We start from the raw sequence: 25215 nt of genomic DNA, 5'->3' as shown, positions 1-25215 counted from the left end.
CCAGGTCGGACGACGTCAGGCCTGGCCTGACCCGGCCGGGTCAGGTCAGGTCAGGTCAGGTCAGGTCAGGTCGAACTCGCCCTCGCGGGCGTTCGCCACGAACGCCCGCCACTCCGCCGGGCCGAAGACGACGGACGGTGCTCCGGGCCTGCGCCCGTTGCGCATCGCGACGAAGCCCTCGACGAAGGCGATCTGCACGTCCCCCACCCCCTGGCTGCCGGGGCGCCAGTCGGCGCCCGTCAGGTCGAGGTCCGGCAGGTCGTGCCCCGGCCCGGCCTGCTGGGGCATGGTGCTGTCCGCCACGTCCGTTCTCCCCTCACGTCGCACGCGTCACGCTGCGCTGTCCGTCCGGGCCTCAGCGTAGCGACCGGTCCGCGGCACGGACAGACCTCAGCCGGTGGGCGGCCGGTCTCCGACCAGCCACATCGAGAAGAACTGCGCGCCCCCTCCGTACGCGTGCCCCAGCGCCGTGCGCGCCCCCTCGACCTGGTGCTCACCGGCCCGGCCGCGGACCTGGAGTGCCGCCTCCGCGAAGCGGATCATGCCGGAGGCCCCGATGGGGTTGCTGGACAGCACCCCGCCGGAGGGGTTCACGGGCAGGTCGCCGCCGAGCTCGGTGACCCCTGCCTCGGTGAGCTTCCAGCCCTCGCCCTCGTCCGCGAAGCCGAGGTTCTCCAGCCACATCGGCTCGTACCAGGAGAAGGGCACGTACATCTCGACCGCGTCGATCTGACGGCGCGGGTCGGTGATCCCGGCCTGCCGGTAGACGTCGGCGGCGCAGTCGCGGCCCGCCCTCGGGGAGACGAAGTCCTTCCCGGCGAAGAGGGTGGGTTCGCTGCGCATCGCGCCGCCGAGCATCCAGGCGGGCGGTCGGGGCGAACGGGCCGCGCCCGCCCGGTCGGTGAGGACCATGGCGCAGGCGCCGTCGGAGGACGGGCAGGTCTCGGAGTAGCGGATGGGGTCCCAGAGCATCGGGGAGGCCTGCACCTTCTCCAGGGTGATGTCGTGCTCGTGGAGATGGGCGTAGGGGTTCTTCAGCGCGTTGCGCCGGTCCTTGTACGCGACGAGGGAGCCGATCGTGTCGGGGGCTCCGGTGCGCCGCATGTAGGCCCGTACGTGCGGGGCGAAGAAGCCACCGGCGCCCGCGAGCAGGGGCTGCTGGAACGGCACGGGCAGCGACAGGCCCCACATGGCGTTGGACTCGGACTGCTTCTCGAAGGCGACGGTCAGGACGGTGCCGTGGATCCGGGCGGCCACCAGGTCGGCGGCCACCAGCGCCGTGGACCCGCCGACCGAGCCGGCGGTGTGGACGCGGAGCATCGGCTTGCCGACGGCGCCGAGGGCGTCGGCGAGGTAGAGCTCCGGCATCATCACGCCCTCGAAGAAGTCGGGGGCCTTGCCGATGACGACGGCGTCGACATCGGACCAGGTCAGCTCGGCGTCCGCCAGGGCGCGCCGGGCGGCCTCGCGGACGAGACCGGCGAGGGAGACGTCCCGGCGGGCGGCGACGTGCTTGGTCTGGCCGATGCCGACGACGGCCACGGGCTCCTTGTGCGTTGCTCGGCTCATCGCGGGTCCCCTTCCAGGACGGCGACCAGGTTCTGCTGGAGGCAGGGCCCGGAGGTGGCGTGGGCGAGGGCGCGGTCGGAGGCGCCGCGGTGGATGCGGGCGGCGGCCTCGCCGAGGCGGATCAGCCCCGCGGCCATCACGGGGTTGGCGGCGAGCGCTCCGCCGGAGGGGTTGACGCGGACGTCGTCGCCGAGGCGGAGCGCCCTGCGCAGGACGACCTCCTGGGCGGTGAAGGGCGCGTGCAGTTCGGCGGTGTCGACGGGCCGGCCGGCGGACGCGTCGAAGGCCCCGGACCGTTCGGCGGCCAAGCGGGTGGAGGGCGAGTCGGTGAGGTCGCGCACGCCGAGGGAGTGGGCCTCCACGCGATGGTCCATGCCGGTGATCCAGGCGGGCCTGGCGCACAGTGCGCGGGCCCGCTCGCCCGCGGCGAGGATCACGGCGGCCGCGCCGTCGCCGACGGGCGGACAGTCGCCGGTGCGCAGCGGGGCCACCACGTAGTCGCCCTGGGGGCGGGCGCCGCGCAGCTGGGCGTGCGGATGGGCGGCGGCGTCCCGGCGGCTGCGGGCGGCGATCGCCGCGAGCGCGGGCTCGTCGGTGTGCCCCGCGTCGATCAGGGCCCGTGCCTGGAGCGCCGCGAGGGCGACGGAATCGGGCCACAGGGGTGCCAGGTAGTAGGGGTCGAGCTGGCGGGTGAGGACGTCGCGTACGGAGCCGGGCGAGGACTTCCCGTAGGCGTACACGAGCGCCGTGTCGGCCTGGCCGGTCAGGAGCTTCACCCATGCCTCGTACAGCGCCCAGGCGCCGTCCGTCTCCACGTGGGACTCGGAGATGGGCGGCCAGGCGCCGACGCCGTCGAGGGCCATGGTGAAGGAGAAGGGCCGTCCGGCGAGGTAGTCGGAGGACCCCGAGCAGGTGAAGCCGATGTCGGAGGCGGTCAGCCCGGTCTCGCTCAGCACCGCGTGGAGGACCGGCATCAGCATCTCGACCTCGGAGAGCTCGTCGGTGCGCCGGGTGTGGTCGGTCTGCGCGAAGGCGACGACGGCGACGTCCCGGCGTGCGGAGGCGGTCACAGGAGCTCCTTGTACGTGTCGTAGTCGGCGTCCGGCTCTCCGCTGGGGCGGTAGTGGTCGGGGTAGCGTCCGTCCTCGCTCCATACGGGTTCCACCCGCAGGCCCATACGTACCTGGTCGTAGGGGATGCCGGCGATCCGGCCGTGGAGGGCGAGCGCGGCACCGTCGAGGGCGATGTGGGCGTAGACGTACGGGACCTCGATGTCGAGGTTCTTGGCCTTGATGTTGACGATGCAGAAGGTGGTGACGGTGCCGCGGGGCCCGACCTCGACCTGCTCGGTGGTGGCGACGCCGCAGGTCGGGCAGGCGCCGCGGGGCGGGACGTAGACCTTGGCGCAGGAGGGGCAGCGTTCGCCGACGGTGCGACGTTCGGCGAGGGCGTGGAGGTAGGCGGTCTGGGCGCGGCCGGGGCTGTAGGTGTAGTCGAGGCGGGCGGGGGCGACGATGCCGGTGACGGGGGCGTCGAACCGGCCGTCGTGGGGGCGGGGCCGAGTCCGCGGCGCGGTGCTCTCGTACGGTTCGAAGCAGGCGATGTCGGTGATGGCGCCGTGCCGTTCGGCGGCCCAGCGGACGCGGACCCGCAGGCCGGTGCGCACGGCGTCGGGGCCGGGTGCGTCGAGGGCGTGCAGCAGGGCGGTGTCGGCGCCGTCGAGGCGGACGAGGACCCAGGCGAAGGGGGTCGCCAGCGGCTGGCCGGGGCGGGGTTCCGGATTCCAGGCCCAGGTGGTGACGGTGCCGGTCGCGTCGACCTCGACGAGGTCGCGGAGCTCGGCGGCGGTCTCGGGGTCGTACTCGACGGGCGGGACGAGCACCCGCCCGGCCTCGGTGCGGACCCCGAGGAGGGTGCGTTCGCGCAGGCCGGTGAGGAAGGCGGACTGGACGGGGCCGAGGGAGCGGGTGAAGGGGAACTCGACGACGAGGGGGGCGCGGAGGGTTTTGGGGACGGCGGTCATGGGAGCTCCAGGGGCGGAGAGGGGCGGGCGGCCGGGGCGGGGCGGCGGGCCGGGGTGGCAGGCCGGACCGGGGTGGCAGGCCGGACCCGGGCGAAGGACCATCGCCGGGGCCCGGCCTACGGGGGGCGGTCGGTGGGCCCGCGCGGGAAGGCCGGGCGGGAAAGCGGGGCGGCCGGTCGGTGGGCCCGCGCGGGAAGGCCGCGCGGGAAGGCAGGGCGGCCGGTCGGTGGGCCCGCGCGGGAGGGCGGGGCGGCCGGTCCCGAGATCCCGGGGCGGCCGGGACGCCGGGGTCACTCCCGGCGGTACACCGGCGGGCGCTTCTCCGCGAAGGCCCTCGCGCCCTCTTTCGCGTCCGCCGTGGCGAAGACCGGCCAGCCGCGCTTCAGTTCCGCGGCCAGACCCTCCTCCTCGGTCATCCCGGCCGTCTCGTAGACGGACGCCTTGACCGCCTCCACGGCGAGCGGACCGCAGGCGTTGACCCGCTCGGCGATCTCCAGGGCGGCCTCCAGGGCGGTCCCGGCCGGGACGACGCGGCCCACGAGGCCGATGCGGGCGGCCTCGTCGGCGGTGTAGGGGCGGCCGGTCAGGAGCATTTCGAGGGCGTGCGTCCGGGCGATCTGGCGGGGCAGGCGGACCGTGGAGCCGCCGATCGGGAAGAGGCCGCGGCGGACCTCGAAGAGACCGAAGGTGGCGGTGTCGCCCGCGACGCGGATGTCGGTGCCCTGGAGGATCTCGGTGCCGCCGGCCACGCACGGTCCCTCGACGGCGGCGATGACGGGTTTGCGGGGCCGGTGGTGGCGCAGCATCGCCTTCCAGTGCAGGTCGGGGTCGGCGGTCATGCGGTCCCGGTACCGCTCGCCCTCCATGCCCTTGCCGGCCAGCGCCTTGAGGTCCATGCCCGCGCAGAAGGATCCGCCGGCGCCGGTGAGGACGACCGAGCGGACGGTGTCGTCGGCGTCGGCGGCGAGCCAGCCGTCGTAGAGGCCGACGAGCATCGGCAGCGAGAGCGCGTTCCTGGCCTCGGGCCGGTTCAGGGTGAGGACGAGTGTGGCACCCTCGCGCCGCACGTCGAGGTGCTCGGTGCTGCCGCCCATGGGCGTCTCCCTCTCCGGTGCCGTCTCCATGTCCGGAACAGGTTGCAGGAGCGGGGAGTTCACTTCAATAGTTTTCTGACGCTCAGTCAGATTATTTTGTGCCTCCCCTTCCCACCTCCGCCCGTCGGCGCTCTAATGACCGCGCCGGTGACCGACGTGCCGGCCCGGGGCAGGATCAGGAGGAACGGTGGAGTACAACCTTGCCGACCTGTTCGAATCGGTCGTCGACGTGGTCCCCGACCGCGAGGCGCTGGTCTACGTCGACCACCCCGGCAGCGGTGCCGAGCGCCGCCTGACCTACGCCGGGATGGACGCCGCGGCCAACCGGCTCGCCCACCACCTCCTGGACGCGGGACTGCGGCCGGGCGAGCACCTCGGCCTGCACCTGTACAACGGCGTCGAGTACCTCCAGACCGTGCTGGCCTGCCTGAAGGCCCGGCTCGTACCGGTGAACGTCAACTACCGGTACGTGGAGGAGGAGCTCGTGTACCTCTACCGGGACGCCGACCTCGCGGCGCTCGTCTTCGACGCCGAGTTCACGGACCGGGTCGCCGGCGCGCTGCCGCGGACGGAGAAGCTGCGGCACCTCGTGCGGGTGGGGACCCCGCCCGGGTCTGCGGCCGGTCCCGTCCCCGGCGGTCCGGCCGGAACCGCGCCGGGAGCCCTGCGCGGGGTCGTGCCCGCGCTCGACTGCGTGGAGTTCGCGGCGGCGGAGGCGGCCGGGTCGCCCGAGCGCGGCTTCGGACCCCGGTCGCCCGACGACCTCTTCATCATCTACACCGGCGGCACCACGGGCATGCCCAAGGGCGTCATGTGGCGCCAGGAGGACCTCTTCTTCGCCGGACTGTTCGGCGGCGACCCGAGCGGGGAGCCGGTGAAGCGCCCCGAGGAGCTGGCCGAACGGGTCGCGGCGGGCGGCGCGGGCATCACCTTCTTCCCCACTCCCCCGCTGATGCACGGCACGTCCACCCTCACCTCGTTCATCGCCTTCAACTACGGGCAGCGGGTGGTGATCCACCGCAAGTACGTGCCCGAGGAGGTGCTGCGCACCATCGAGAAGGAGAAGGTGTCGAGTGTCTCGCTGGTCGGCGACGCGATGCTGCGGCCACTGGTCGACGCCCTCCACGGACCGCTCAAGGGCACGGATCTGTCCTCGCTGTTCAGCCTGTCCTCCTCCGGGGCGATGATGTCGGACACGGTGCGCGACCAGTTCCGGGCGCTCGCGCCGCACGTACTGCTGCTCGACAACTTCGGCTCGTCGGAGTCCGGTTCCAACGGCCGGGCGACGGCCGACTCGGGCCCCGCGAAGGGCTTCCGGCTGCACGTCAACGAACGCACCCGGGTGGTCGACCCGGTCACCCGGGAACCGGTCGCGGCCGGCGAGACCGGCCGGCTCGCCCAGCGCGGCCACGTACCCCTCGGCTACTACAACGACCCGGCGAAGACGGCCGAGACCTTCTTCCGCAAGGGCGACGAGCGCTGGGTGCTCCTCGGCGACATGGCCACGGTCGACGAGGAGGGCGTCGTCACGGTCCTCGGCCGCGGCTCGCAGTGCATCAACACGGGCGGCGAGAAGGTCTACCCCGAGGAGGTCGAGCAGGCCCTGAAGTCCCATCCGGACGTGTACGACGCCCTGGTGACCGGAGTGCCGGACCCGAAGTGGGGAAGTCGCGTGACCGCGGTGGTGCAACTGCGCGCCGGGGCACCGACCTTGGATCTGGCGGCGGTCCAGTCGCACTGCCGCACCCGGCTCGCCGGCTACAAGGTGCCGCGCCGGCTCGTCCTCACCGACCGGATCCAGCGCTCCCCCAGCGGCAAGGCGGACTACCGCTGGGCGAGGAGCGTGGCCGCGCGGGCCGACACCGCCTGACCGTCCGGATCAGACGCCGAACTTCCGCAGCGCCGCCAGGAACTTCTCCGGCCGGTTCTGGTGAACGAGATGTCCGCCCTTGATCGTGACCAGCGCGGTGTCCTGGATCCGCTCCGCCATCCAGGCCTGCTGCTCCTGCGGCAGGTGGCTGCTCCTGCCGCCGGAGACGATCAGGGTGGGCGCGGTGATCCGGGAGAGGTCCGCGCGCCAGGCCGGGTCGGGATCGTTCAGCTCCGCGTCCGTGGCGCCCACCACCGCCCAGTCGAGCCCGACCGGGCCGCTCGGCGGCTCGGCGGGCACACGCGGCGGGTCGAGCGGGAAGAAGACCGGAGCCTCCTCGAGCACCAGCCGGCCGATCAGCTCCGGCTCGCGCTGGGCGAGGAGATACGCCGCCGCGCCGCCCATGGAGTGCCCGATCACGGTCGCACCGGCCAGCCCCAGGGCCTTGATGAAGCCGCCCAGTTCGTCGCGGAACACCCCGAAGCCGTACGTGCCCGGCCAGTCGCTGAGCCCGTGCCCGCGCAGGTCGAGCGCGTACACCCGGCGGTCGGCGGCCAGCTCCCTCGCGAGGTCGGCCCAGCCGGCGCTGTTCTCGCCGCGGCCGTGCACCAGCACCACGGGCGGGGCGTGCTCCGGGCCGTCGACCCGGTAGGCGAGGCGCACGCCGTCGACGGTGACGGTGCGGACCCGCGGGTCCAGGAAGGCGGCGACCGTGCGCCTGAACGCCCCCGGGTCGTCGACCCACGGGAAGTGCCCGGCGGCCGGCTGGACGACGAGTTCGGCGTGCGGGAAGCAGGCGGCGATCTCGGCGGCCCTGGCGGGCGTGGGCCCCCCGTCGTACCCGCCCGCGAGGACGAGGACCGGGGCGGTCAGCTCCCGCAGGGCGCGCCGGGTGGCCGCGGGGTCGAAGGCGCCCTCGCCGTAGAAGGCCTGGGCGGCGGTCCAGTTGGTCTGTTCGTCGAGACCGGCGGCGTGCGCCTGCGCGGCCTCGTCCCAGCGGCCGTACGAGAAGGGCATCGCGAGGGCCGCGAGCCGCGGCATGGGCGTGTCGGGACCCGCCGCCTCCAGGGCGGCCCACGCCTCGGGGTACCAGGGCCGGTCGGCGAAGACCGCGGCGGCCTCGTCCCACTCCTCGTCGCTGGTGCCCAGCCCGACCGCCCGGCCGCGCGTCGTGACCAGGACGAGGGAGCGCACCCGCTCGGGGTGGGCCGCGGCGTAGAGGAGGGCGAGGTTGCCGCCCGCGGAGTGGCCGAGGAGGTCGATCCGGTCGAGACCGAGGTGGGTGCGCAGGGCCTCGACGTCGGCGATCTGGCGGTCGCAGCGGTAGGTCGCGGGGTCGGCGGGGACGTCGCTGCCGCCGGTGCCGCGCGGGTCGAGCACGATCAGGGTGCGGTGGGCGTTCAGTCCCCCGAGGTCACCGAGGTAGGAGGCGTCGCGCATGGGGCCGCCGGGCAGGACGAGTAGGGGTTCTCCCGTCCCGAGGGTGCGGTAGGAGAGGCGGGTTCCGTCGTACGTCCTGAACTGAGGCATGCCGTCGATCATGGACGTCGGCGGAACGGCGCGGCAACGCAGTTCGCGCGGAGCGCGATACGGTGGGACGTCCGCCACCCCTCCTCCCGCCGACGAAGGAACCCGTTTCACCGTGTCCGAGACCCGTCAGACCGAGACCCGTCAGGCCGAGAACCTCCCGGTCGAGATCCTCCCGGTCGAGCTGCGGGGTGACTGCGCGAACTGCTTCGGACTGTGCTGCGTGGCCCTGCCCTTCGCCAAGTCCCACGACTTCGCGGTGGACAAGTCCTCCGGCCAGGCGTGCCGGAACCTCCAGGACGACTTCCGCTGCGGCATCCACACCCGGCTGCGCGACAGCGGCTTTCCCGGCTGCACCGTGTACGACTGCTTCGGCGCCGGCCAGCAGGTCTCCCAGGTCACCTTCGGCGGCGTGTCCTGGCGGGAGGCTCCGGGCAGCGCACGGCAGATGTACGAGGTGTTCCCGGTGATGCGCCAGCTGTACGAGCTGCTGCGCTACCTCGCCGAGGCGCGTGCCCACGCCGCCACCCGCCCGCTGCACCGCGACCTCGACGGGGCCCTGGCCCGGGTGACGGAGCTGACCGGCGGCAGCCCGGCCGACCTGGAGAAGCTGGACGTCGGCCCGGTGCGGGCCGAGGTGAACACGCTGCTCCTCGAAAGCAGCTCCCTGGTCCGCGCGGCGGCCGGCGGCAAGCCGAAGAGCCGGCGGGGCGCCGACCTGATCGGGGCGCGCCTGCGCGGGGCGAAGCTGCGGGGCGCCGACCTGCGCGGCGCCCTCCTCATCGCGGCCGACCTCACCGGCGCGGACCTCTCCCTGACCGACCTGATCGGCGCGGACCTGCGCGACGCCGACCTCTCGGGCGCGGACCTGACCGGCGCCCTCTTCCTCACCCAGCCGCAGCTGAACTCCGCCCGCGGCGACGCGTCCACCCGCCTGCCGGAGGGCTTCGACCGCCCGGGGCACTGGACCCGCTAGCGGCCGGCCCGGGGGCGTGACGGGCCGGAAGGCCCGTCACGACGGTGCGACGCGCCCGCGGCACCGAGGGCGTGGGGACGCGTCCGTGTCCCTCACTCCGTGACCGCACCGACCTCGTACACGTACGGCGTCGTCGTCGTCAGTTCCTCGAACCCCAGCCGCGCCAGGATCGGGCGGCTGGTCGGGGCCGCGTCGACCTGGAGGTAGGGGTAGCCGCGGGCGGCGGCGAGGTGGGCGCGGTGGGTGACGAGGGCGCGGTAGAGGCCGCGGCCGCGCCAGGGTGCGACGGTGCCGCCGCCGTAGAGTCCGGCGAAGTCGGTGCCGGGCTGGAGGTCGAGGCGGGCGGCGCTGACCGGTTCGCCGTGGGCGAGGGCGAGGACGGCGGCGACGGTGCCGGGGGCGTCGGCGAGCTGGTCGAGGAGGCGGTGGCCGATGTGGGAGGAGTCCGTGCCGAAGGCCCGCTCGTGCACCTCGACCACCATCCGTACGCCGGCCTCGTCGGTGACCGGTCGTATCTCCACCCCCTCGGGGAGGCCCTCGTGCGCGGGCAGGGCGGTCGCGTCGGCGACCATCACGGTCTCCTCCTCCTCGGCGGTGAAGCCGGCGGCGAGGAGACGGGCGGCGAGGTCGGCGGGGCCGTCGTGGCCGTACAGCTTCCATTCGAAGGTGCGGCCGGCGGCCCGGAAGTGGCGGATCTGGGCGGCGATGGCCGCGTCGGCGTCGTCGGGGCCGAGCCGGGACCACAGGACGCCGTTCCAGCCGTGCGCGGGCCCGGTCTGGCGGACGACGGGGCCGTCGCGTTCGACCCGGGCGCCGGGGCCGTCGGGGCGGGCGCCGATGCGGAGCTGACGGTCGTAGCGGGTGCGCAGGGAGGTGAGGTCCATGGCGCCCACCCCAGCACCGGCCGGGGCCGTGGCGCCACCGGATTTACCAGGTGACGGGCAGGGTCTCCGGGCCGCGGTTGACCGAGCCGGTCCGCCAGAGGAGCCGTTCGGGCGGGACGGCGAGCGCGAGTTTGGGGAAGCGGGCGAGCAGGGTGGCGAGCATGACCTCGGCCTCCATGCGGGCGAGCCGGGCGCCGGCGCAGTAGTGGGCGCCGTGGCCGAAGGCGAGGTGGGGTGCCTCGTCTCGGGTGAGGTCGAGGCGGTCGGGGTCGGTGTAGACGGCGGGGTCGCGGTTGGCGGCCGGGTAGAAGACGTAGACCGCCTCGCCCTCGCGGATGGTGGCCCCTCCGACGTCCAGGTCGGCGGTGGCGACCCTGGGCAGGCCGACGCCGTCGCGCTGCGGGATGTAGCGGAGCAGTTCGTCGACGGCCCGGGGCAGGCCGTCGGGGGCGGCACGGAGCTTGGCCGTCTGGTCGGGGTGGACGAGGAGCACGTACACCATGGTGGAGACGATGTTCCGGACGGCGTCGAGGCCGTTGAGGGTGAGCATCACCGCCATGGAGACCAGTTCGGCGGTGCTGATCCCGCCGGCGGCGCGGGCGGCGGCGAGTTCGCTGATCAGGTCGTCGGCGGGGTGTGCGGCGCGGTGGCGGGCGAGGTCGGCGAAGTAGCCGGCGATGTCCTTCTTGACGCCGTCGCCGTCGGCTGCGGTGGTGTCGTGGCGCAGGAGGCGGGCGCGCCAGTCCTGGACGCGGTCGAGGTCGGCGGCGGGTACGCCGAGGAGTTCGGCGACCACGCCGGCCGACAGCGGCCCGATGTAGGTCTCGGTGAGGTCGGCGGGCGGGCCGGCTTCGAGGGTGCGCAGGGCGAGGGCGTCGGCGATGCGGGTGGTGCGGGCGCGCAGGGCCTCCGTGCGGCGGCGGCCGAAGGTGGGCGCGATCAGCTTGCGCAGCCGGGTGTGGTCGGGCGGGTCGGCGCGGCCGACGCCGCCGGCCGGGGCGAGGGTGTGCGGGGTCGTGCTGGTGATCGGCCGGCCGACGGTGAGCGCGCGGCTCAGCCGCGGGTCGGAGGCGACCCGCCGGACGTCCTCGTGGCGGGTGACGAGCCAGGCGTGGCCCTCGCCGTGCGGCAGCCGGACGCGGGCGACCGGCTCTTCGTGCAGGAGCCGGTACGGCACGGGGTCGAACTCCGTGGCGGGCAGCGGCACCGCGGCCCAGTCGTGGACGACGGGGCCGGGCCGCTCGGGCGGGGTCATGGGGCGGGTGTCGTCTCCTGGCGTGCTCCGGCGTCGTGCCGGAGGGGGGTGATCTGTTCGATGTCGTAGCGGCGGCGGAGCCGCTCGATGGCGTCGTGGTCGACGGGGCCGCCCGAGCCGAGGATCTCCATGAGCTCCTCGAAGTACCGCTCGTGGTCGGGCGGCGGTGATGCCTGGAAGAGCATGCGGACGGGGTCGCCGGTGGGGTTGGCGAAGGCGTGCGGGCAGCCGGGCGGCACCAGCATGAGGGTGCCGGCGGTGGCGCGGACGGCCCGCTGCCCGGAGGCGGACTCCCACTCGCGCCAGCTGTCGCGGGTGCGGACCAGCGGCTCGAAGGCGAGGACGTCGAGCTCGCCCTCGAGGACGTAGAAGAGCTCCTCGCTGTGCCCGTGGGCGTGGGCGCCGACGTCGAATCCGGGCGGGACGACCACCTCGAAGGTGGAGGCGGTACGGGTGTGCTCGCCGGTCACCTTGAAGGTGACGTGCTGGGCGGCGGTGGTCAGGGTCTTGCCGTGTCCGGGCGGCACGATGAGGCCGCCGCCCGGTCCGATGGCGGTGGCGGTCACGGGGTCGCGGGTCCTCTCACCAGGTGACGGGCAGGGTCTCGGGGCCGCGGATGAGGGCGCCGCGCTGCCAGCGGATCTCCTCCTCGGGGACGGCCAGCCTGAGGTCGGGGAAGCGGGTCCACAGGGAGTCGAGGAGGATCTCGGACTCGATGCGGGCGAGGGCGGAGCCGGGGCAGTAGTGCGGGCCGTGCCCGAAGGCGACGTGCGGGTTGTGGCCGCGGTCGAAGTCGAGCTTCTCCGGGTCGGGGAAGACCGAGGGGTCCCGGTTGGCGGTGAGGTAGGAGACGTAGACCGGGTCGCCCTCGGGGATGGTGACGCCGCCGACCTCGACGTCCTCCAACGCGATCCGGGAGAGGCCGACGGCGTTGCGGTGGGGGATGTAGCGGAGCAGTTCGTCGACGGCCTGCGGGAGGAGTCCGGGTTCGGCGCGCAGTCGGGCCAGGTGCTCGGGGTGGGTGAGCAGGGCGTAGACCATGTTGGCGCTGTTGTTGCGGACGGCGTGGGCGCCGCCGATCTGGATGAGGACGGCGAGCCCGACGGCCTCCTGCTCGTCGAGGGTGGTGTCGTCGACGGCGTCGGCGAGGACGGCGGCGAGGAACTCCTTGCCGGTGCCGTGGCTGCGTCCGATGAGTTCGGTGAAGTAGCGGGCCATCTCGGCCTTGGCCTTCTCGCTGGCCTCGCGTCCGGCGGCGGCGGAGATGATGGTGTCGGACCACCGGGCCATGAGCGGCTGGTCGCCCTCGGGGACGCCCATGAGCTCGCTGACCATGGCGAGCGGGAAGGGCCGGTTGACCATGTCCATGAGGTCGGCGGGCGGGCCGTGTTCCTCCAGCCGGTCGAGGAGCCGGTCCATGACGTCCTGGGCGTGGTCGCGCAGGGAGCGCAGGGCGCGGGCGCTGAAGGCGCGGGCGACGACACGGCGCATCCGGGTGTGGTCGGGCGGGTCGGCGAAGCCCACGGCTCCTTCCATCGGGATGAAGTGGGGCGCGAGCCGGGTGATGGAGCGTCCGTAGACGGCCTGGCGGCTGAACCGGGGGTCGACGGAGACGAACTTGACGTCCTCGTAGCGGGTGACGAGCCAGGCGTGGCCGTCGCCGTGCGGGAGGCGGACGCGGGTGACGGGGTCCTCGTGGAGGAGTCTGGCGAGGAACGGGTCGAAGTCCAGGCCGGTGAGGTCGGGGACGGCCCAGAAGTGGACCTCGGGGTCGGCCGCGTCGCCGGGGGTCTCGGGGTTCGTGGTCGTGGTCATCGGGCCACCGCCGCTGTCGTGCGGAGCGCGCTGTCGGACATGACGGTCCATTCGTCCGGGGGCGGGCAGGGGAAGCCGGACGGCCTCATCGTCGTCCTCTTCCCTGCCCCGGTGCGGGTCGCGCGCTCGGGCGGGCAATGGCACCCGAAGGGATCAGTGCGCCGTGGCGCCGTCTCGCCGCCCCTGCCCGTGTCGAGAAATCCCGCGCCGCCCTCTTGCCAGGACCGGGGGCGTCCCGGTTTAACTGGGCCGGAAAGGATCAACCGAATGATCGGTCGCCTGGACGGGGCCGACGGCGGGACGGAGCGGAGCGGCCATGGACGACCTGCTGGACGCGGGTGAACGGCTCGGGCGCGACGAGCTGGAGGCCCTCCAGCTGGAGCGGCTGCGCGCGACCCTGCGGCACGCGTACGAGAACGTGGCGTTCTACCGGCGCTCCTTCGACGAGGCGGGGGTCCGCCCGGAGGACTGCGGCTCGCTGGCCGACCTGGCCCGCTTCCCCTTCACCGCCAAGGCCGATCTGCGCGAGCACTACCCGTTCGGGATGTTCGCCGTCGACCCGTCACGGATCCGCCGCATCCACGCCTCCAGCGGGACGACCGGGCTGCCGACCGTCGTCGGCTACACCGATCGGGACCTCGACACCTGGGCGGACGTGGTGGCCCGCTCGCTGCGCGCGGCCGGCGTCCGTCCCGGCCACAAGGTCCACGTGGCGTACGGGTACGGGCTCTTCACCGGCGGCCTCGGCGCGCACTACGGCGCCGAGCGGCTCGGCTGCACCGTGATCCCGGCCTCCGGCGGCATGACCGCCCGGCAGGTGCGGCTGATCCAGGACTTCCGGCCCGAGGTCATCATGGTCACGCCCTCCTACATGCTGACCCTGCTCGACGAGTTCGAGCGCCAGGGCATCGATCCGCGCGGCACTTCCCTCGAGGTCGGCGTGTTCGGCGCCGAGCCGTGGACGGAGGAGATGCGCCGGGAGATCGAGGAGCGCTTCGGGATCGACGCCGTCGACATCTACGGACTCTCGGAGGTGATCGGCCCCGGCGTGGCCCAGGAGTGCGTGGAGACCAAGGACGGGCTGCACGTCTGGGAGGACCACTTCTATCCGGAGGTCGTGGACCCGGTCACCGGCGAGGTGCTGCCGGGCGGGCAGGAGGGCGAGCTGGTCCTCACCTCCCTGACCAAGGAGGCCATGCCGGTGGTGCGCTACCGCACCCGGGACCTGACCCGGCTGCTGCCGGGGACGGCGCGGGTGTTCCGGCGCATGGAGAAGGTCACGGGCCGCAGCGACGACATGGTGATCCTGCGCGGGGTGAACCTCTTCCCCACCCAGATCGAGGAGATCGTCCTGCGCACGCCGGCCGTGGCGCCGCACTTCCAGCTGCGGCTGACCCGCGAGGGCCGTCTCGACGCCCTGACGGTACGGGCGGAGGCGCGCCCGGGGGCGACGCCCGAGGAGCGGGCGGCGGCGGCCGGGGCGATCGCGGCTGCGGTGAAGGACGGGATCGGCGTCTCGGTCGCGGTCGAGGTGGTCGACCCGGAGAGCCTGGAGCGGAGCGTGGGCAAGATCCGGCGGATCGTGGACCTGCGGGGCGAGCACTGAGGGGGCGGGCTGCGTAGCCTGGAGACAGGAGGTGGTTGCGATGCTGGCGGACTCCCCCATAGCCGCGATCATTCCGGTCAACGACATGGCGCGCGCCAAGCGCTTCTACACCGAGACCCTCGGTCTCACCCTGACGAAGGAGTCGCCCGAGGACACCAGGCTGGAGACCGGCGGCACGACGATCGGTCTCTACGAGACGCCCTACGGCGGCCAGGCCCAGCACACGCTGGCGAGCTGGAAGGTCGGTGATCTCGACGCCGAGATGTCGGAGCTGCGGTCCAAGGGCGTGACCTTCGAGGACTACGACCTGCCGGACATCAAGACGGTCGACGGTGTCGTGGAGACGGACACGATGCGGGGCTGCTGGTTCAAGGACAGCGAGGGAAACATCCTGTGCATGACGGAGGAGCGCGAGGGCTGAGCGCGTTCATGAGGCGGAACGGCGGTCCCGCAGCTCCCGCTTGAGGATCTTGCCGCTGGCGTTGCGGGGCAGCGACTCCACCAGGAACACCCGCTTCGGCGCCTTGAAGTGGGCGAGGCCGGCGCGGGCGTGGGCGAGGAGTTCGGCCTCCGTGACCTCGCCGCGGGGGACGACGAAGGCGGTGACCGCCTCGATCCAGCGTTCGTCGGGGAGGCCGACGACGGCCGCCTCGGCGACGGCGGGGTGGGTGTAAAGCGCGTCCTCGACCTGCCGGGAGGCGACGAGGACGCCGCCGGAGTTGATGACGTCCTTGACCCGGTCGACGACGGTGAAGTAGCCCTCCGGGTCGCGCACCGCCAGGTCGCCCGAGCGGAACCATCCGTCCCGGAAGGCCGCCTTGGTCTCTTCCGGCTTGTCCCAGTAGCCGGCGCACAACTGCGGGGACCGGTACACGACTTCTCCGGGGGTGCCGTCGGGGACGTCCCGGCCGTCCTCGTCCACGACCTTCGCCTGGACGTGCCGGACGGGACGTCCGCAGGAGTCCAGCCGGCCCTCGTGTTCGTCGGGCCGGAGGACGGTGGCGAGCGGGCCGATCTCCGACTGGCCGAAGCAGTTGTAGAAGCGCAGGCCGGGCAGGCGGGACCGCAGCCCCTCCAGGACCGGTACGGGCATGATCGAGGCACCGTAGTAGGCCTTGCGCAGGGCGGAGAGGTCGCGGGCGGCGAACCCGGGGTGGTTCGCCAGCCCGATCCACACGGTGGGCGGGGCGAACAGGCTGTCGCAACGGCCGGACTCGACCAGGTCGAGGAGGAGCCCGGGGTCGGGCCCGTCGACGAGGGTGTTCTCGGCTCCGACCGCCAGATACGGCAGCAGGAAGACGTGCGTCTGCGCCGAGTGGTACAGCGGCAGCGCGTGCACCGGCCGGTCGTCCTCGTGCAGGTCGAGGGCCTCGATCGCGCTCGCGTACTCGTGGACCAGCGCCCGGTGGGTCATCATCGCGCCCTTGGGCAGGGCGGTGGTGCCCGAGGTGTAGAGGAGCTGGACCAGATCGCGGGCGTCACGGTCGGTGTCGTAGGTGTCGGGGCGGGTGGTGACCTCCGTGAGGAGCGAGCCGGGGGCGTCCCGCAGCGGCTTCACGGTGAAGCGGTCCGGGACCTGCTCCGCGAGGGCCGGGTCGGCGAGGACGAGCGCGCTGCCCGACTGCTCCAGGACGTACGTGAGGTCGTCGCCGGTGAGGTGGTGGTTGACCGGCACGTGGATCAGGCCCGCGCGGGAGCAGGCCAGGAAGGCGAGGAGGTAGGCGTCGGAGTTGTGCCCGTACGTCGCCACGCGGGCGTACTCCTCGAGGCCCCAGCGCTCGCGCAGGACGGCCGCGGCGGTCGTGACGGCGGCGTCGAGTTCGGCGTAGGTCCAGGTCCGGTCCGCATACCGCACGGCGATCCGGTCAGGGACGCGCTGGGCGCTCATGCGCAGCACGCCGTCGACGGTACGGGTGAGCAGTCTGCGCGGTACGCGGTCCATGGCTGGTGATCCTCCGCGGGGCCGGGCGGGCGGTCAAGTACCCGGCCCGTGCCGGGCCGACGCGCGCCGGATCCCGTGCGGGCCCCACGCCGGATCCCGTGCGGGCACCGCGCCGGATCCGTGCGGGCCCCGGATACCGAACGGCATGTTGACAAAGCAAGCGCTCAGCTGAGTGCATGACCCCAACCCGCATGACAGGCTTGCTCGTTGGGAGGCACGTTGCACTTCCGCACCTTCTTCCCCGCCCGGCTGAGGCGGCCGGCGCTCGTCGGCGCCGTCCTCGCCGCGGTCGCCGCCTCGCTGCCGGCCGCGGCCGTGGCGGACCCGGCCGACCGGACCCACCGCCCCTCGGACCGGGGCCTGTCGGCCGTCATCCGGTACACCGAGTACGGCATCCCGCACATCGTCGGCAAGGACTACGCGAGCCTCGGCTTCGGCACCGGCTGGGCGCAGGCCGCCGACCAGGTCTGTGTCCTCGCCGACGGTTTCGTGACGGTGAACGGCGAGCGCTCCCGGCACTTCGGGCCGGACGCGGCACCCGACGGTTCGCTGTCGTCGGCGACGAGGAACCTGTCCAGCGACCTGTTCTTCCGCGGGGTGAAGGAGGCGGGGACGGTCGAGGCGGTGCTCGACCTGCCCGCCCCGGCCGGGCCGAGCCGGCAGCTGAAGGAGCTGATGCGGGGCTGGGCCGCCGGTTACAACGCCTGGCTGCGCAAGAACCGGGTCACCGATCCGGCGTGCCAGGGCGCCGACTGGGTGCGGCCGGTGACGGCGCTGGACGTGGCGCGGCGCGGCTGGGCGGTCTCCGTCCTCGGCGGCCAGGGCCGGGCGGTGGACGGCATCGTCGCGGCCCGTCCGCCGGCCCCCGCCAACCCGGCGGCCCCGGCGGACAGGTCCGGAGCGACCGGCTCCGGAACGGCAGGGTCCGGAGCGGCCGGCTCGGGAGCGGCAGGGTCCGGAGCGGCCGGCTCGGAAACGGCCGGGTCCGGCGGGCCCGACCCGGCCCGTACGGCGGAGGCGGCCCGTGCGCTGCTCGCCGCCGAGAACGCCACCATGGGTTCCAACGCGGTCGCGTTCCAAGGCTCCACCACCGCCAACGGAAGGGGGCTGCTGCTCGGCAACCCGCACTACCCTTGGCACGGCGGCCGGCGCTTCTGGCAGTCGCAGCAGACCATCCCCGGCGAGCTGAACGCCTCTGGTGCCTCGCTGCTCGGCACCACCGTCGTCAACATCGGCTTCAACGACAAGGTCGCCTGGAGCCACACCGTCGCCACCGGCGTCCCGTTCAACCTGCACCAGCTCACCCTCGACCCGGCCGATCCCACCGCGTACCTGGTCGACGGCAGGCCCGAGCGGATGACCCCGCGCACGGTCACGGTCCCGGTCAAGGACGGCGCCCCCGTCACCCGTACCCAGTGGTGGACCCGGTACGGGCCGGTCGTCACCGGGCTCGGCGCGCAGCTGCCGCTGCCGTGGACCGCGACGACGGCCTTCGCGCTGGGCGACCCGAACGCGGTGAACCTGCGCGGCTCCGACACCGCGCTCGGCTTCGCGAAGTCCCGCTCGGTGCGCGACATGGCCGACGCGCTGCGCCGCACCCAGGGCCTGCCGTGGGTGAACACCATCGCCGCCGACTCCACCGGGCACACCCTGTTCACCCAGGCGCAGGTGCTGCCGAGGATCACCGACGAACTGGACCGGCGCTGCTCCACCCCGCTCGGCCGCGCCACCTACCCGGCGTCGGGCATCGCGGTGCTCGACGGCTCGCGCGGCGACTGCGCGCTCGGCTCCGACCCGGACGCCGTGCAGCCGGGGGTGTTCGGGCCCGCGCGGATGCCGGTGCTGCGGGACGCCCCGTACGTGGCGAACTCCAACGACAGCGCCTGGCTCACCCACGCGGACCGGCCGGTCACCGGCTACGAGCGGATCTTCGGCACCATCGGCACCCCGCGGTCGCTGCGCACCCGCGGCGGCATCGAGGACGTGGCGGCCCTGGCCGGGCGGGGCGGGCTGACGGTGGCCGACCTGCAGCGCCAGCAGTTCGCGAACCGCGCGCCGGCCGGTGACATGGCGGCCGCCGACACGGCCCGCGCCTGCGCGGCCGTGCTCGCCGACGACCCGGAGGCGTGCCGGGCCATCGGGGCCTGGGACCGCACGATGGACACCGGCAGCCGGGGCGCGCTGCTCTTCGACCGGTTCTGGCGGAAGTTCACGGCGTCCGTGAAGCCGGCCGACCAGTGGAAGGTGCCGTTCTCCGCGGCCGACCCGGTGCGCACCCCGCGCACCCTGGACACGGGCTCGCCCGCCTTCGCCACGGCCCTGAGGGCCGCGGTGGCGGAGCTCCGGGCGGCCGGGATCGCCCTGGACGCCCCGCTCGGGGAGCACCAGTTCGTGGTGCGGAACGGGGAGCGGATCCCGGTGGGCGGCGGCACCGAGGCGCTGGGCGTCTGGAACAAGACCGAGCCCGTGTGGAACCCGGCGGGCGGCGGCTACACGGAGGTGGCGCACGGCACCAGCCATGTGCAGGCGGTGGGCTGGGACGGCGGCCGCTGCCCGGTGGCCCGCACCCTGCTGACGTACTCCCAGTCCTCGAACCCGAACTCGCCGCACCACGCCGACCAGACGCGTCTGTACGCGGGCGAGCGCTGGGTGACCTCCCGGTTCTGCGAGAAGGACATCCTGCGCTCGCCGGAGCTGCGGGTCGTGGTGGTCCGCGACGGGAACTGACCGCGTACGGGACCGGTCCGTCAGGGACTGAACGACAGGAACACGAAGGCGGCGAAGATCGAGAGGTGGACGCCGCCCTGGAGGAGCGTGGCCCGCCCGGGCACCACGGTCAGGGCGCTCACCGCGGCGGTGAGCACGAGCAGCACCATGTGGAGGGCGCCCAGACCGAGGACCAGGGGGCCGGAGAGCCAGATAGAGGCGAGGGCGATCGAGGGGATCGTGAGGCCGATGCTGGCGATGGCGGAACCGTAGGCCAGGTTCATGCTGGTCTGCATCCGGTCCCTGCGGGCCGCGCGGACGGCGGCGAGGGTCTCGGGCAGCAGCACCATGAGGGCGATGACGACGCCGACGACGGCGTTGGGCAGTCCGGCGGACTCGACGCCGTTCTCGATGGTGGGCGAGACCAGCTTGGCGTTGCCGACGACGGCGACGAGGGCGAGCACGAGCAGGCCGAGGCTGATCCAGGTCTCGCGGGCGGTCGGCGGCTCGGCGTGCTCGTCCTCGGACTCCGCCAGGTTGCCGTCCGCCGCGGCAGGCCGGGGCACCGGCAGGAAGTAGTCGCGGTGGCGGACCGTCTGGACGGCGACGAAGACCCCGTAGAGGCAGAGCGAGGCGACGGCGGCGAAGGCCAGCTGGGCCGGGGAGAACTCGGGGCCGGAGTGGCTGGTGGTGAACGTCGGCAGGACCAGGGTCATGGTCGCGAGGGTGCAGACCGTGGCGAGCGCGCCGCCGGAGCCTTCGGCGTTGAAGACGGCGACGCGGTTGCGCAGCGCGGCGACGAGGAGGGAGAGGCCGACGATGCCGTTGCAGGTGATCATGACGGCGGCGAAGACGGTGTCCCGGGCGTAGGTGGCGACCTTGTCGCCGCCGCCGGCCATCAGGGTGACGATGAGTCCGACCTCGATGACGGTGACGGCCACGGCGAGCACGAGGGATCCGTAGGGTTCGCCGACGCGGTGGGCGACGACCTCGGCGTGGTGGACGGCGGCCAGCACGGCGGCGAAGAGGCAGACCGCGATGAGGCCGACGGCGAAGCCCGGCAGATCGCGGCCCCAGCCGAACGCGAGGCCGACGGCCGCGACGACCGGTCCCCAGGTGGTCCACTGTCGTGTCAGTCCTGCCGCACTCGAACTCATGCCCTGAATCCTGCCATATCGGGAGCAACACCCTTGGTGTGCCGGGCACCGCGTGTGCGCGCCCGCGCCGTCGGAGCGCGGGTGACGGTGCGTCACAGCGGCCGTTCGCGGCCCTCCCAGTACGGGTCGCGCAGGCGGCGCTTGTAGAGCTTGCCGTTGGGGTCGCGGGGCATGTGGGGGACGAAGTCGACGGATCTGGGGCGCTTGTACGAGGCCAGCCGGCCGGCGCAGTGGGCCAGGACGGCGGCGGCGAGCTCGGGGCCGGGCTCGTGGCCCTCGGCCGGTTCGACGACGGCCTTGACCTCCTCGCCCCGGTCGGGGTGCGGGATGCCGAAGGCGGCGGCGTCGGCGACGGCGGGGTGGGCGAGCAGGGCGGCCTCGATCTCGGCGGGGTAGATGTTGACCCCGCCGGAGATGATCATGTCGATCTTGCGGTCGCGGAGGAAGAGGTAGCCGTCCTCGTCGAGGAGGCCGAGGTCGCCGACGGTGAAGAAGTCGCCGATGCGGTTCGAGGCGGTCTTGGCCTCGTCCTTGTGGTAGCGGAACCCTCCGGTGCTCATCTTCATGTAGACGGTGCCGAGGCGGCCGGGCGGCAGCCGGTTGCCGTCGTCGTCGAAGACGGCGAGCTCGCTGATGGGCCAGGCGCGGCCGACGGTGCCGGGCTTCTTCAGCCAGTCCTCGGCGGTGGCGAACGCGCCGCCGCCCTCGCTGGCCGCGTAGTACTCCTCCACACAGTGGCCCCACCACTCGATCATGGCCCGCTTGACGTGCTCGGGGCAGGGCGCGGCGCCGTGGATGGCGTGGCGCAGGGAGGAGACGTCGTAGCGGTTCCTGGTCTCCTCGGGCAGGGCGAGCAGCCGGTGGAACTGGGTGGGCACCATGTGCGTGTGGGTGCAGCGGTGGGTGTCGATGAGCCGCAGCATCTCCTCGGGCGTCCACCTGTCCATGACGACGAGCGGATGCCCGATGTGCAGGGCGGCGGCGGCGAACTGGAGGACGGCCGTGTGGTAGAGCGGCGAGCAGACCAGGTGGACGTTGCCGTCGAAGGGGCGGATGCCGAAGATGCCGAGGAAACCGCCGAGGGGGGTCTCCTCGGGGAGCCTGCCGGGCAGGGGGCGGCGGATGCCGCGGGGCCGGCCGGTGGTGCCGGAGGTGTAGTTCATGACCCAGCCGAGGGTGCGGCCGTCGGGGGCCGAGTCGGGGCGGCCGTCGAGGAGTTCGTCGTACGGGCGGAAGCCGGGGACCCGGGAGCCGGGGAGCTCGCCGACGGCGTAGCGCCGGCTGGGGGCGAGGCCCGCCTCGTCGGCGGCGGCCGTCGCGGCCGCCGCGAAGCGCTCGTGGGCGAGGAGGACCTTGGCGCCGGAGTCGGTCACGATCCAGGCGATCTCGGGGCCCACGAGGTGGTGGTTGACGGGGACGAGGTAGAAGCCGGCCTGGACGGCGGCGAGATAGGCGGTGAGGAAGGCGGTGCCGTTCGGCAGGACGACGGCGAAGGCGTCGCCGCGCTCCAGGCCGGCGGCGCGCAGGCCGTGGACGAGGCGGTTGGCGTCGGCGAGCAGGCGTCCGGCGGTCCACTCCTCGCCGTCGGGTGCGATCAGGACGGTGCGGTTCGGGTCGGCGGCGGCCTGGGCCCAGAAGCCCGTGAGCGCCCCGGTCACCGCGCGCTCCTTCCGGCGATGCGGTTGATCCGGGTGACCGCCCTCTCGAAACCGCGCGTGAGCTCGTCGAAGACCTGCTGGACGCTGCGTTCGGAGTTCATCCGGCCGACGATCTGGCCGACGGGGGTGCCGAGCAGGGGCGCCACCTCGTACTTCTGGATCCGGGAGACGGCCTCGGCGACGAGCAGGCCCTGGAGCGGCATGGGCAGGGGTCCGGGTCCGGCCGGGTCGTCCCAGGCGTCGGTCCACTCGGTGCGCAGTTGGCGGGCGGGTTTGCCGGTCAGGGCGCGGGAGCGGACGGTGTCGCCCGAGCCGGCGGCGAGCAGCTTCTCGGTGAGCGCGCGGGAGTGGAGTTCGGCCTCCGTGGTGGTGAGCCAGAGGGAGCCGAGCCAGACGCCCTGGGCGCCGAGGGCGAGTCCGGCGGCGATCTGCTCGCCGCTGCCGATGCCGCCGGCGGCGAGGACGGGCAGCGGGGAGACGGCCTCGACGACCTCGGGCGTGAGGACCATGGAGGCGATCTCGCCGGTGTGGCCGCCGGCCTCGTAGCCCTGGGCGACGACGACGTCGATTCCGGCGTCGGCGTGGTGGCGGGCGTGCCGGGCGCTTCCGGCGAGGGCGGCGACGAGGACGCCGTGGTCGTGGGCGCGGGCGACGACGTCGGCGGGCGGGGAGCCGAGTGCGTTGGCGAGCAGCTTGACGGGGTAGTCGAAGGCGACGTCGAGCTGGCCGCGGGCGACCTGTTCCATCCAGCCGGTGATGCGCCAGCCGGAGGCCTCGCCGTCGGCGAGTGCGGGGACGTGGTGCTTGGCGAGGGTGGCCCGGACGAACTCGCGGTGTTCCTCGGGGATCATGGCCTCGACGTCGGCCTCGGTCACCCCTTCGACCTTCCTGGCCGGCATGACGACGTCGAGGCCGTAGGGCAGCCCGTCGGTGTGGTCCTGCATCCAGTCGAGGTCGCGGGCGAGGTCGTCGGGGGCGGTGTAGCGCACCGCGCCGAGCACGCCGAACCCGCCGGCCCTGGTGATGGCGGCGGCCACCGCGGGGAAGGGCGTGAAGCCGAAGATGGCGTGTTCGATCCCCAGGGTGCGACTCAGCTCCGTCTTCATGGGCGGCAGGATGCCGCAGCGGTCGTGCCGAGGGAAGAGAATTTCTGATGCAGTGTCAGATTCTTTGCCGTGCCGCGCGCTTCCGCGATCCGCCCCCCTCCAGTAGGAAAGTTTCAGATCTTGCCGGAGCGGCCGAAGTTTTCTTTCAGGGAGCGGTGAGAGGGTGGACATGACGGAGGAGTCGAGGAGCGACGGACGGGGTCTGAGCCGCAGGGTGTTCGGCGGCGGTGTCCTCGCCCTGGGAGGTGCGCTGATGATCGGTGCGGTGCCGGGAGCGAGCGCCCACGGCCCCGGGGAGGGCGGCGCGGACGGCGGCGGTGCGGGCGCGGGTGCCGGTCAGGGCGGCGGGGTGCGGCGGACGACGCTGCGGCACGGCTCGGCCGAGCGGGCCGGACTGCTGCCCGAGCACCTGGACCGCCTTGTCGCCGACGCCGAATCCTTCCTGCGCCCGTCCCCCGTCCATCCCTGGTACGCGGGCGCCGTGCTGCTCGCCGGACGCGGCGGGACCGTGGCGCTGCACCGGCCGATCGGCATGGCCGTGCGCTACGCGGCGTACGACGAGAAGACCGACACCGGCGTCGAACTTCCCGAGGACGAGCGGATCCCGATGCGCGAGGACACCGTCTTCGACCTCGCGTCGGTGTCCAAGCTCTTCACCTCGATCCTGGCGGTGCAGCAGATCGAGCGCGGGGCGCTGGCCCTGGAGGAACGGGTCACGGCGTATCTGCCGGAGTTCGGGGGCGGCGGCAAGCAGGACATCACGGTCCGTCAGCTGCTCACCCACACCTCCGGGTTCCGTTCCTGGATCCCGCTCTACAAGGAGCCGACCCGGGAGGGGCAGCTGCGGCTGCTGTGGAACGAGGTGCCGGCGCACCCGCCCGGCACCGTCTACCTCTACTCCGACCTCAACCTCATCACCCTCCAGCTGATCCTGGAGGAGATCACCGGTCGCACTCTGGATCAGCTACTCCGGACCGAGATCACCGCTCCGCTCGGGATGCACCGCACGCGTTTCAATCCCCCGCTCTCCTGGCGGCCGGACATCGCCGCCACGGAGGACGCCCGCAAGCCGTGGTCGGGCCTTGACCGCGGCATGGTGTGGGGAGAAGTGCACGACGAGAACGCCTACGGCATGGGCGGGGTCGCCGGACACGCCGGGGTGTTCTCCTGCGCCTGGGACCTGGCCGTCCTCGCCCGCACCCTGCTCAACGGCGGGGCGTACGGTGCCGCCCGCATCCTCTCCCCCGCCTCCGTGGAGCTGATGTTCACCGACTTCAACACCGCCTTCCCCGGTGACGAGCACGGCCTCGGCTTCGAGCTCTACCAGCACTGGTACATGGGCGCCCTGGCCACCCCCCGCACCGCCGGGCACACCGGCTTCACCGGCACCAGCCTCGTCCTCGACCCCGGCACCGACGCCTTCCTCGTCGTCCTCGGCAACTCCGTGCACCCCGTGCGAAGCTGGCGCTCCGGCTCCGCGCCCCGCGTCGCCGCCGCCGACGCCCTGGCCCGCGCCGTGCCCGTCCGCCCGGCCCGGGGACGCACCGCCTGGTTCTCCGGCATGGCGAGCGCCACCACCGCCACGCTCACCCTGCCGGACCTCACCGGGGCGGCCCGCCTGGAGTGCGCCCTGTGGTGGGACACCGAACCGGGCGCGGACGGCGCGGCCCTGGAGGTGTCGACGGACGGCGGGGCGAGCTGGACGGCGGTGCCGTTCACGGCCGCCCGCCCCGGCCAGGAGCCCCGGGCGCACCCCTCGGGCACGGCGAGCGGCTGGTCCGGCCGGGCCTGGCACACCGTCCGGGCCGCCCTGCCCCCCGGTCCGGCCGCCGGGCCCGTACGGCTGCGCTGGCGGTACGCGACCGACCGGCGGTACGTGGGCCGGGGCGTGTACGTGGACGCGCTGCGGGTCCTCGACGCGACGGGACGGCCGCTGTTCGACGAGGTGCGGCCCGCGGACGGGGCGCGCGTGGAGGCCAGGGGCTGGGTCCGGTCGGCCGACTGACGCCACGGTGGGAGGTCGGGCC

20 protein-coding genes are annotated in these 25215 nt (G+C 73.7%); 6 read left to right on the top strand and 14 right to left on the bottom strand.

Annotation, left to right across the window (positions count from 1 at the left end; all coding sequences use genetic code 11):
- Positions 1-60: 60 nt before the first annotated feature.
- The 5 genes from ABD954_RS32255 to ABD954_RS32235 all read right to left on the bottom strand — a co-directional run bounded on the left by ABD954_RS32255 (position 61) and on the right by ABD954_RS32235 (position 4686).
- Positions 61-303 (bottom strand): DUF397 domain-containing protein, encoded by a 243-nt coding sequence (locus tag ABD954_RS32255; RefSeq protein WP_345491419.1) that lies wholly within the window; start codon positions 301-303, stop codon positions 61-63.
- 87 nt (positions 304-390) lie between these two features.
- On the bottom strand, positions 391-1569 hold the full coding sequence (locus tag ABD954_RS32250) for a thiolase domain-containing protein (RefSeq protein ID WP_345491417.1): 1179 nt from the start codon (positions 1567-1569) through the stop codon (positions 391-393).
- The gene (locus ABD954_RS32245; RefSeq protein WP_345491416.1) at positions 1566-2639 is read right to left on the bottom strand and encodes a thiolase domain-containing protein; all 1074 of its coding nucleotides are present in this window, start codon (positions 2637-2639) and stop codon (positions 1566-1568) included. Before ABD954_RS32245 ends, ABD954_RS32250 begins: the two co-directional genes overlap by 4 nt.
- Positions 2636-3592: a Zn-ribbon domain-containing OB-fold protein gene (locus ABD954_RS32240; RefSeq protein WP_345491414.1), complete on the bottom strand. Its 957-nt coding sequence runs from the start codon at positions 3590-3592 to the stop codon at positions 2636-2638. Before ABD954_RS32240 ends, ABD954_RS32245 begins: the two co-directional genes overlap by 4 nt.
- Positions 3593-3882: 290 nt before the next feature.
- Entirely contained in the window at positions 3883-4686 is an 804-nt protein-coding gene (locus ABD954_RS32235; RefSeq protein WP_345491412.1) for a crotonase/enoyl-CoA hydratase family protein, read from the bottom strand.
- 187 nt (positions 4687-4873) lie between these two features.
- On the opposite strand from ABD954_RS32235, the gene ABD954_RS32230 reads away from it, so the two are divergent.
- The gene (locus ABD954_RS32230; protein WP_345491410.1) at positions 4874-6556 is read left to right on the top strand and encodes an acyl-CoA synthetase; all 1683 of its coding nucleotides are present in this window, start codon (positions 4874-4876) and stop codon (positions 6554-6556) included.
- Positions 6557-6565: 9 nt separating this feature from the next.
- Here ABD954_RS32230 and ABD954_RS32225 read toward each other — a convergent pair whose 3' ends face one another.
- Positions 6566-8086 (bottom strand): alpha/beta fold hydrolase, encoded by a 1521-nt coding sequence (locus ABD954_RS32225; RefSeq protein WP_345491408.1) that lies wholly within the window; start codon positions 8084-8086, stop codon positions 6566-6568.
- A gap of 166 nt (positions 8087-8252) precedes the next feature.
- Between ABD954_RS32225 and ABD954_RS32220 the strand changes: the two genes are divergently transcribed.
- Entirely contained in the window at positions 8253-9059 is an 807-nt protein-coding gene (locus tag ABD954_RS32220; protein WP_345492615.1) for a pentapeptide repeat-containing protein, read from the top strand.
- Positions 9060-9151: 92 nt separating this feature from the next.
- On the opposite strand, the gene ABD954_RS32215 is transcribed toward ABD954_RS32220, so the two are convergent.
- The 4 genes from ABD954_RS32215 to ABD954_RS32200 are packed head-to-tail and all read right to left on the bottom strand — an operon-like array spanning position 9152 to position 13013.
- Positions 9152-9943 (bottom strand): GNAT family N-acetyltransferase, encoded by a 792-nt coding sequence (locus ABD954_RS32215; protein ID WP_345491406.1) that lies wholly within the window; start codon positions 9941-9943, stop codon positions 9152-9154.
- Between the two features lie 43 nt (positions 9944-9986).
- Positions 9987-11198 carry a cytochrome P450 gene (locus ABD954_RS32210; RefSeq protein ID WP_345491404.1) on the bottom strand — a complete coding sequence of 404 codons (1212 nt, stop codon included), beginning with the start codon at positions 11196-11198 and terminating at the stop codon, positions 9987-9989.
- Complete coding sequence (locus ABD954_RS32205; RefSeq protein WP_345491402.1) at positions 11195-11764, bottom strand: cupin domain-containing protein; 570 nt, start codon at positions 11762-11764, stop codon at positions 11195-11197. The genes ABD954_RS32210 and ABD954_RS32205 overlap by 4 nt, the downstream gene beginning before the upstream one ends.
- Before the next feature lie 16 nt (positions 11765-11780).
- A complete protein-coding gene (locus tag ABD954_RS32200) occupies positions 11781-13013 on the bottom strand; it encodes a cytochrome P450 (RefSeq protein ID WP_345491400.1) in 1233 nt (410 codons plus the stop codon).
- Positions 13014-13329: 316 nt separating this feature from the next.
- On the opposite strand from ABD954_RS32200, the gene paaK reads away from it, so the two are divergent.
- Together paaK and ABD954_RS32190 are read left to right on the top strand one after the other, a co-directional pair.
- A complete protein-coding gene (gene paaK, locus ABD954_RS32195; protein ID WP_345491398.1) occupies positions 13330-14619 on the top strand; it encodes a phenylacetate--CoA ligase PaaK in 1290 nt (429 codons plus the stop codon).
- Positions 14620-14659: 40 nt separating this feature from the next.
- Positions 14660-15040, top strand: a complete 381-nt coding sequence (locus tag ABD954_RS32190; RefSeq protein ID WP_345491396.1) for a VOC family protein — start codon at positions 14660-14662, stop codon at positions 15038-15040.
- A 6-nt stretch (positions 15041-15046) separates the two neighbouring features.
- Here ABD954_RS32190 and ABD954_RS32185 read toward each other — a convergent pair whose 3' ends face one another.
- Positions 15047-16561, bottom strand: a complete 1515-nt coding sequence (locus tag ABD954_RS32185) for a fatty acyl-CoA synthetase (RefSeq protein ID WP_345491395.1) — start codon at positions 16559-16561, stop codon at positions 15047-15049.
- A 207-nt stretch (positions 16562-16768) separates the two neighbouring features.
- Here ABD954_RS32185 and ABD954_RS32180 point away from each other — a divergent pair, with 207 nt between their 5' ends.
- Positions 16769-19288 carry a penicillin acylase family protein gene (locus ABD954_RS32180; RefSeq protein ID WP_425584087.1) on the top strand — a complete coding sequence of 840 codons (2520 nt, stop codon included), beginning with the start codon at positions 16769-16771 and terminating at the stop codon, positions 19286-19288.
- 20 nt (positions 19289-19308) lie between these two features.
- Here ABD954_RS32180 and ABD954_RS32175 read toward each other — a convergent pair whose 3' ends face one another.
- From ABD954_RS32175 to ABD954_RS32165, 3 genes are all read right to left on the bottom strand, one after another.
- Entirely contained in the window at positions 19309-20424 is a 1116-nt protein-coding gene (locus tag ABD954_RS32175; RefSeq protein ID WP_345491394.1) for a calcium:cation antiporter, read from the bottom strand.
- 92 nt (positions 20425-20516) lie between these two features.
- Positions 20517-22082, bottom strand: coding sequence for an acyl-CoA synthetase (locus ABD954_RS32170; protein WP_345491392.1), 1566 nt, complete (start codon positions 22080-22082; stop codon positions 20517-20519).
- Positions 22079-23188, bottom strand: a complete 1110-nt coding sequence (locus tag ABD954_RS32165; RefSeq protein WP_345491390.1) for an NAD(P)H-dependent flavin oxidoreductase — start codon at positions 23186-23188, stop codon at positions 22079-22081. The genes ABD954_RS32170 and ABD954_RS32165 overlap by 4 nt, the downstream gene beginning before the upstream one ends.
- 169 nt (positions 23189-23357) lie before the next feature.
- Here ABD954_RS32165 and ABD954_RS32160 point away from each other — a divergent pair, with 169 nt between their 5' ends.
- On the top strand, positions 23358-25193 hold the full coding sequence (locus ABD954_RS32160; RefSeq protein ID WP_345492611.1) for a serine hydrolase domain-containing protein: 1836 nt from the start codon (positions 23358-23360) through the stop codon (positions 25191-25193).
- Positions 25194-25215: the final 22 nt, after the last annotated feature.

The organism is Streptomyces roseoviridis (assembly GCF_039535235.1).
GTDB lineage: Bacteria > Actinomycetota > Actinomycetes > Streptomycetales > Streptomycetaceae > Streptomyces > Streptomyces roseoviridis.
Note: the sequence above shows the minus strand (reverse complement) of the source record. Positions and strands in the feature narration are given on the sequence as shown.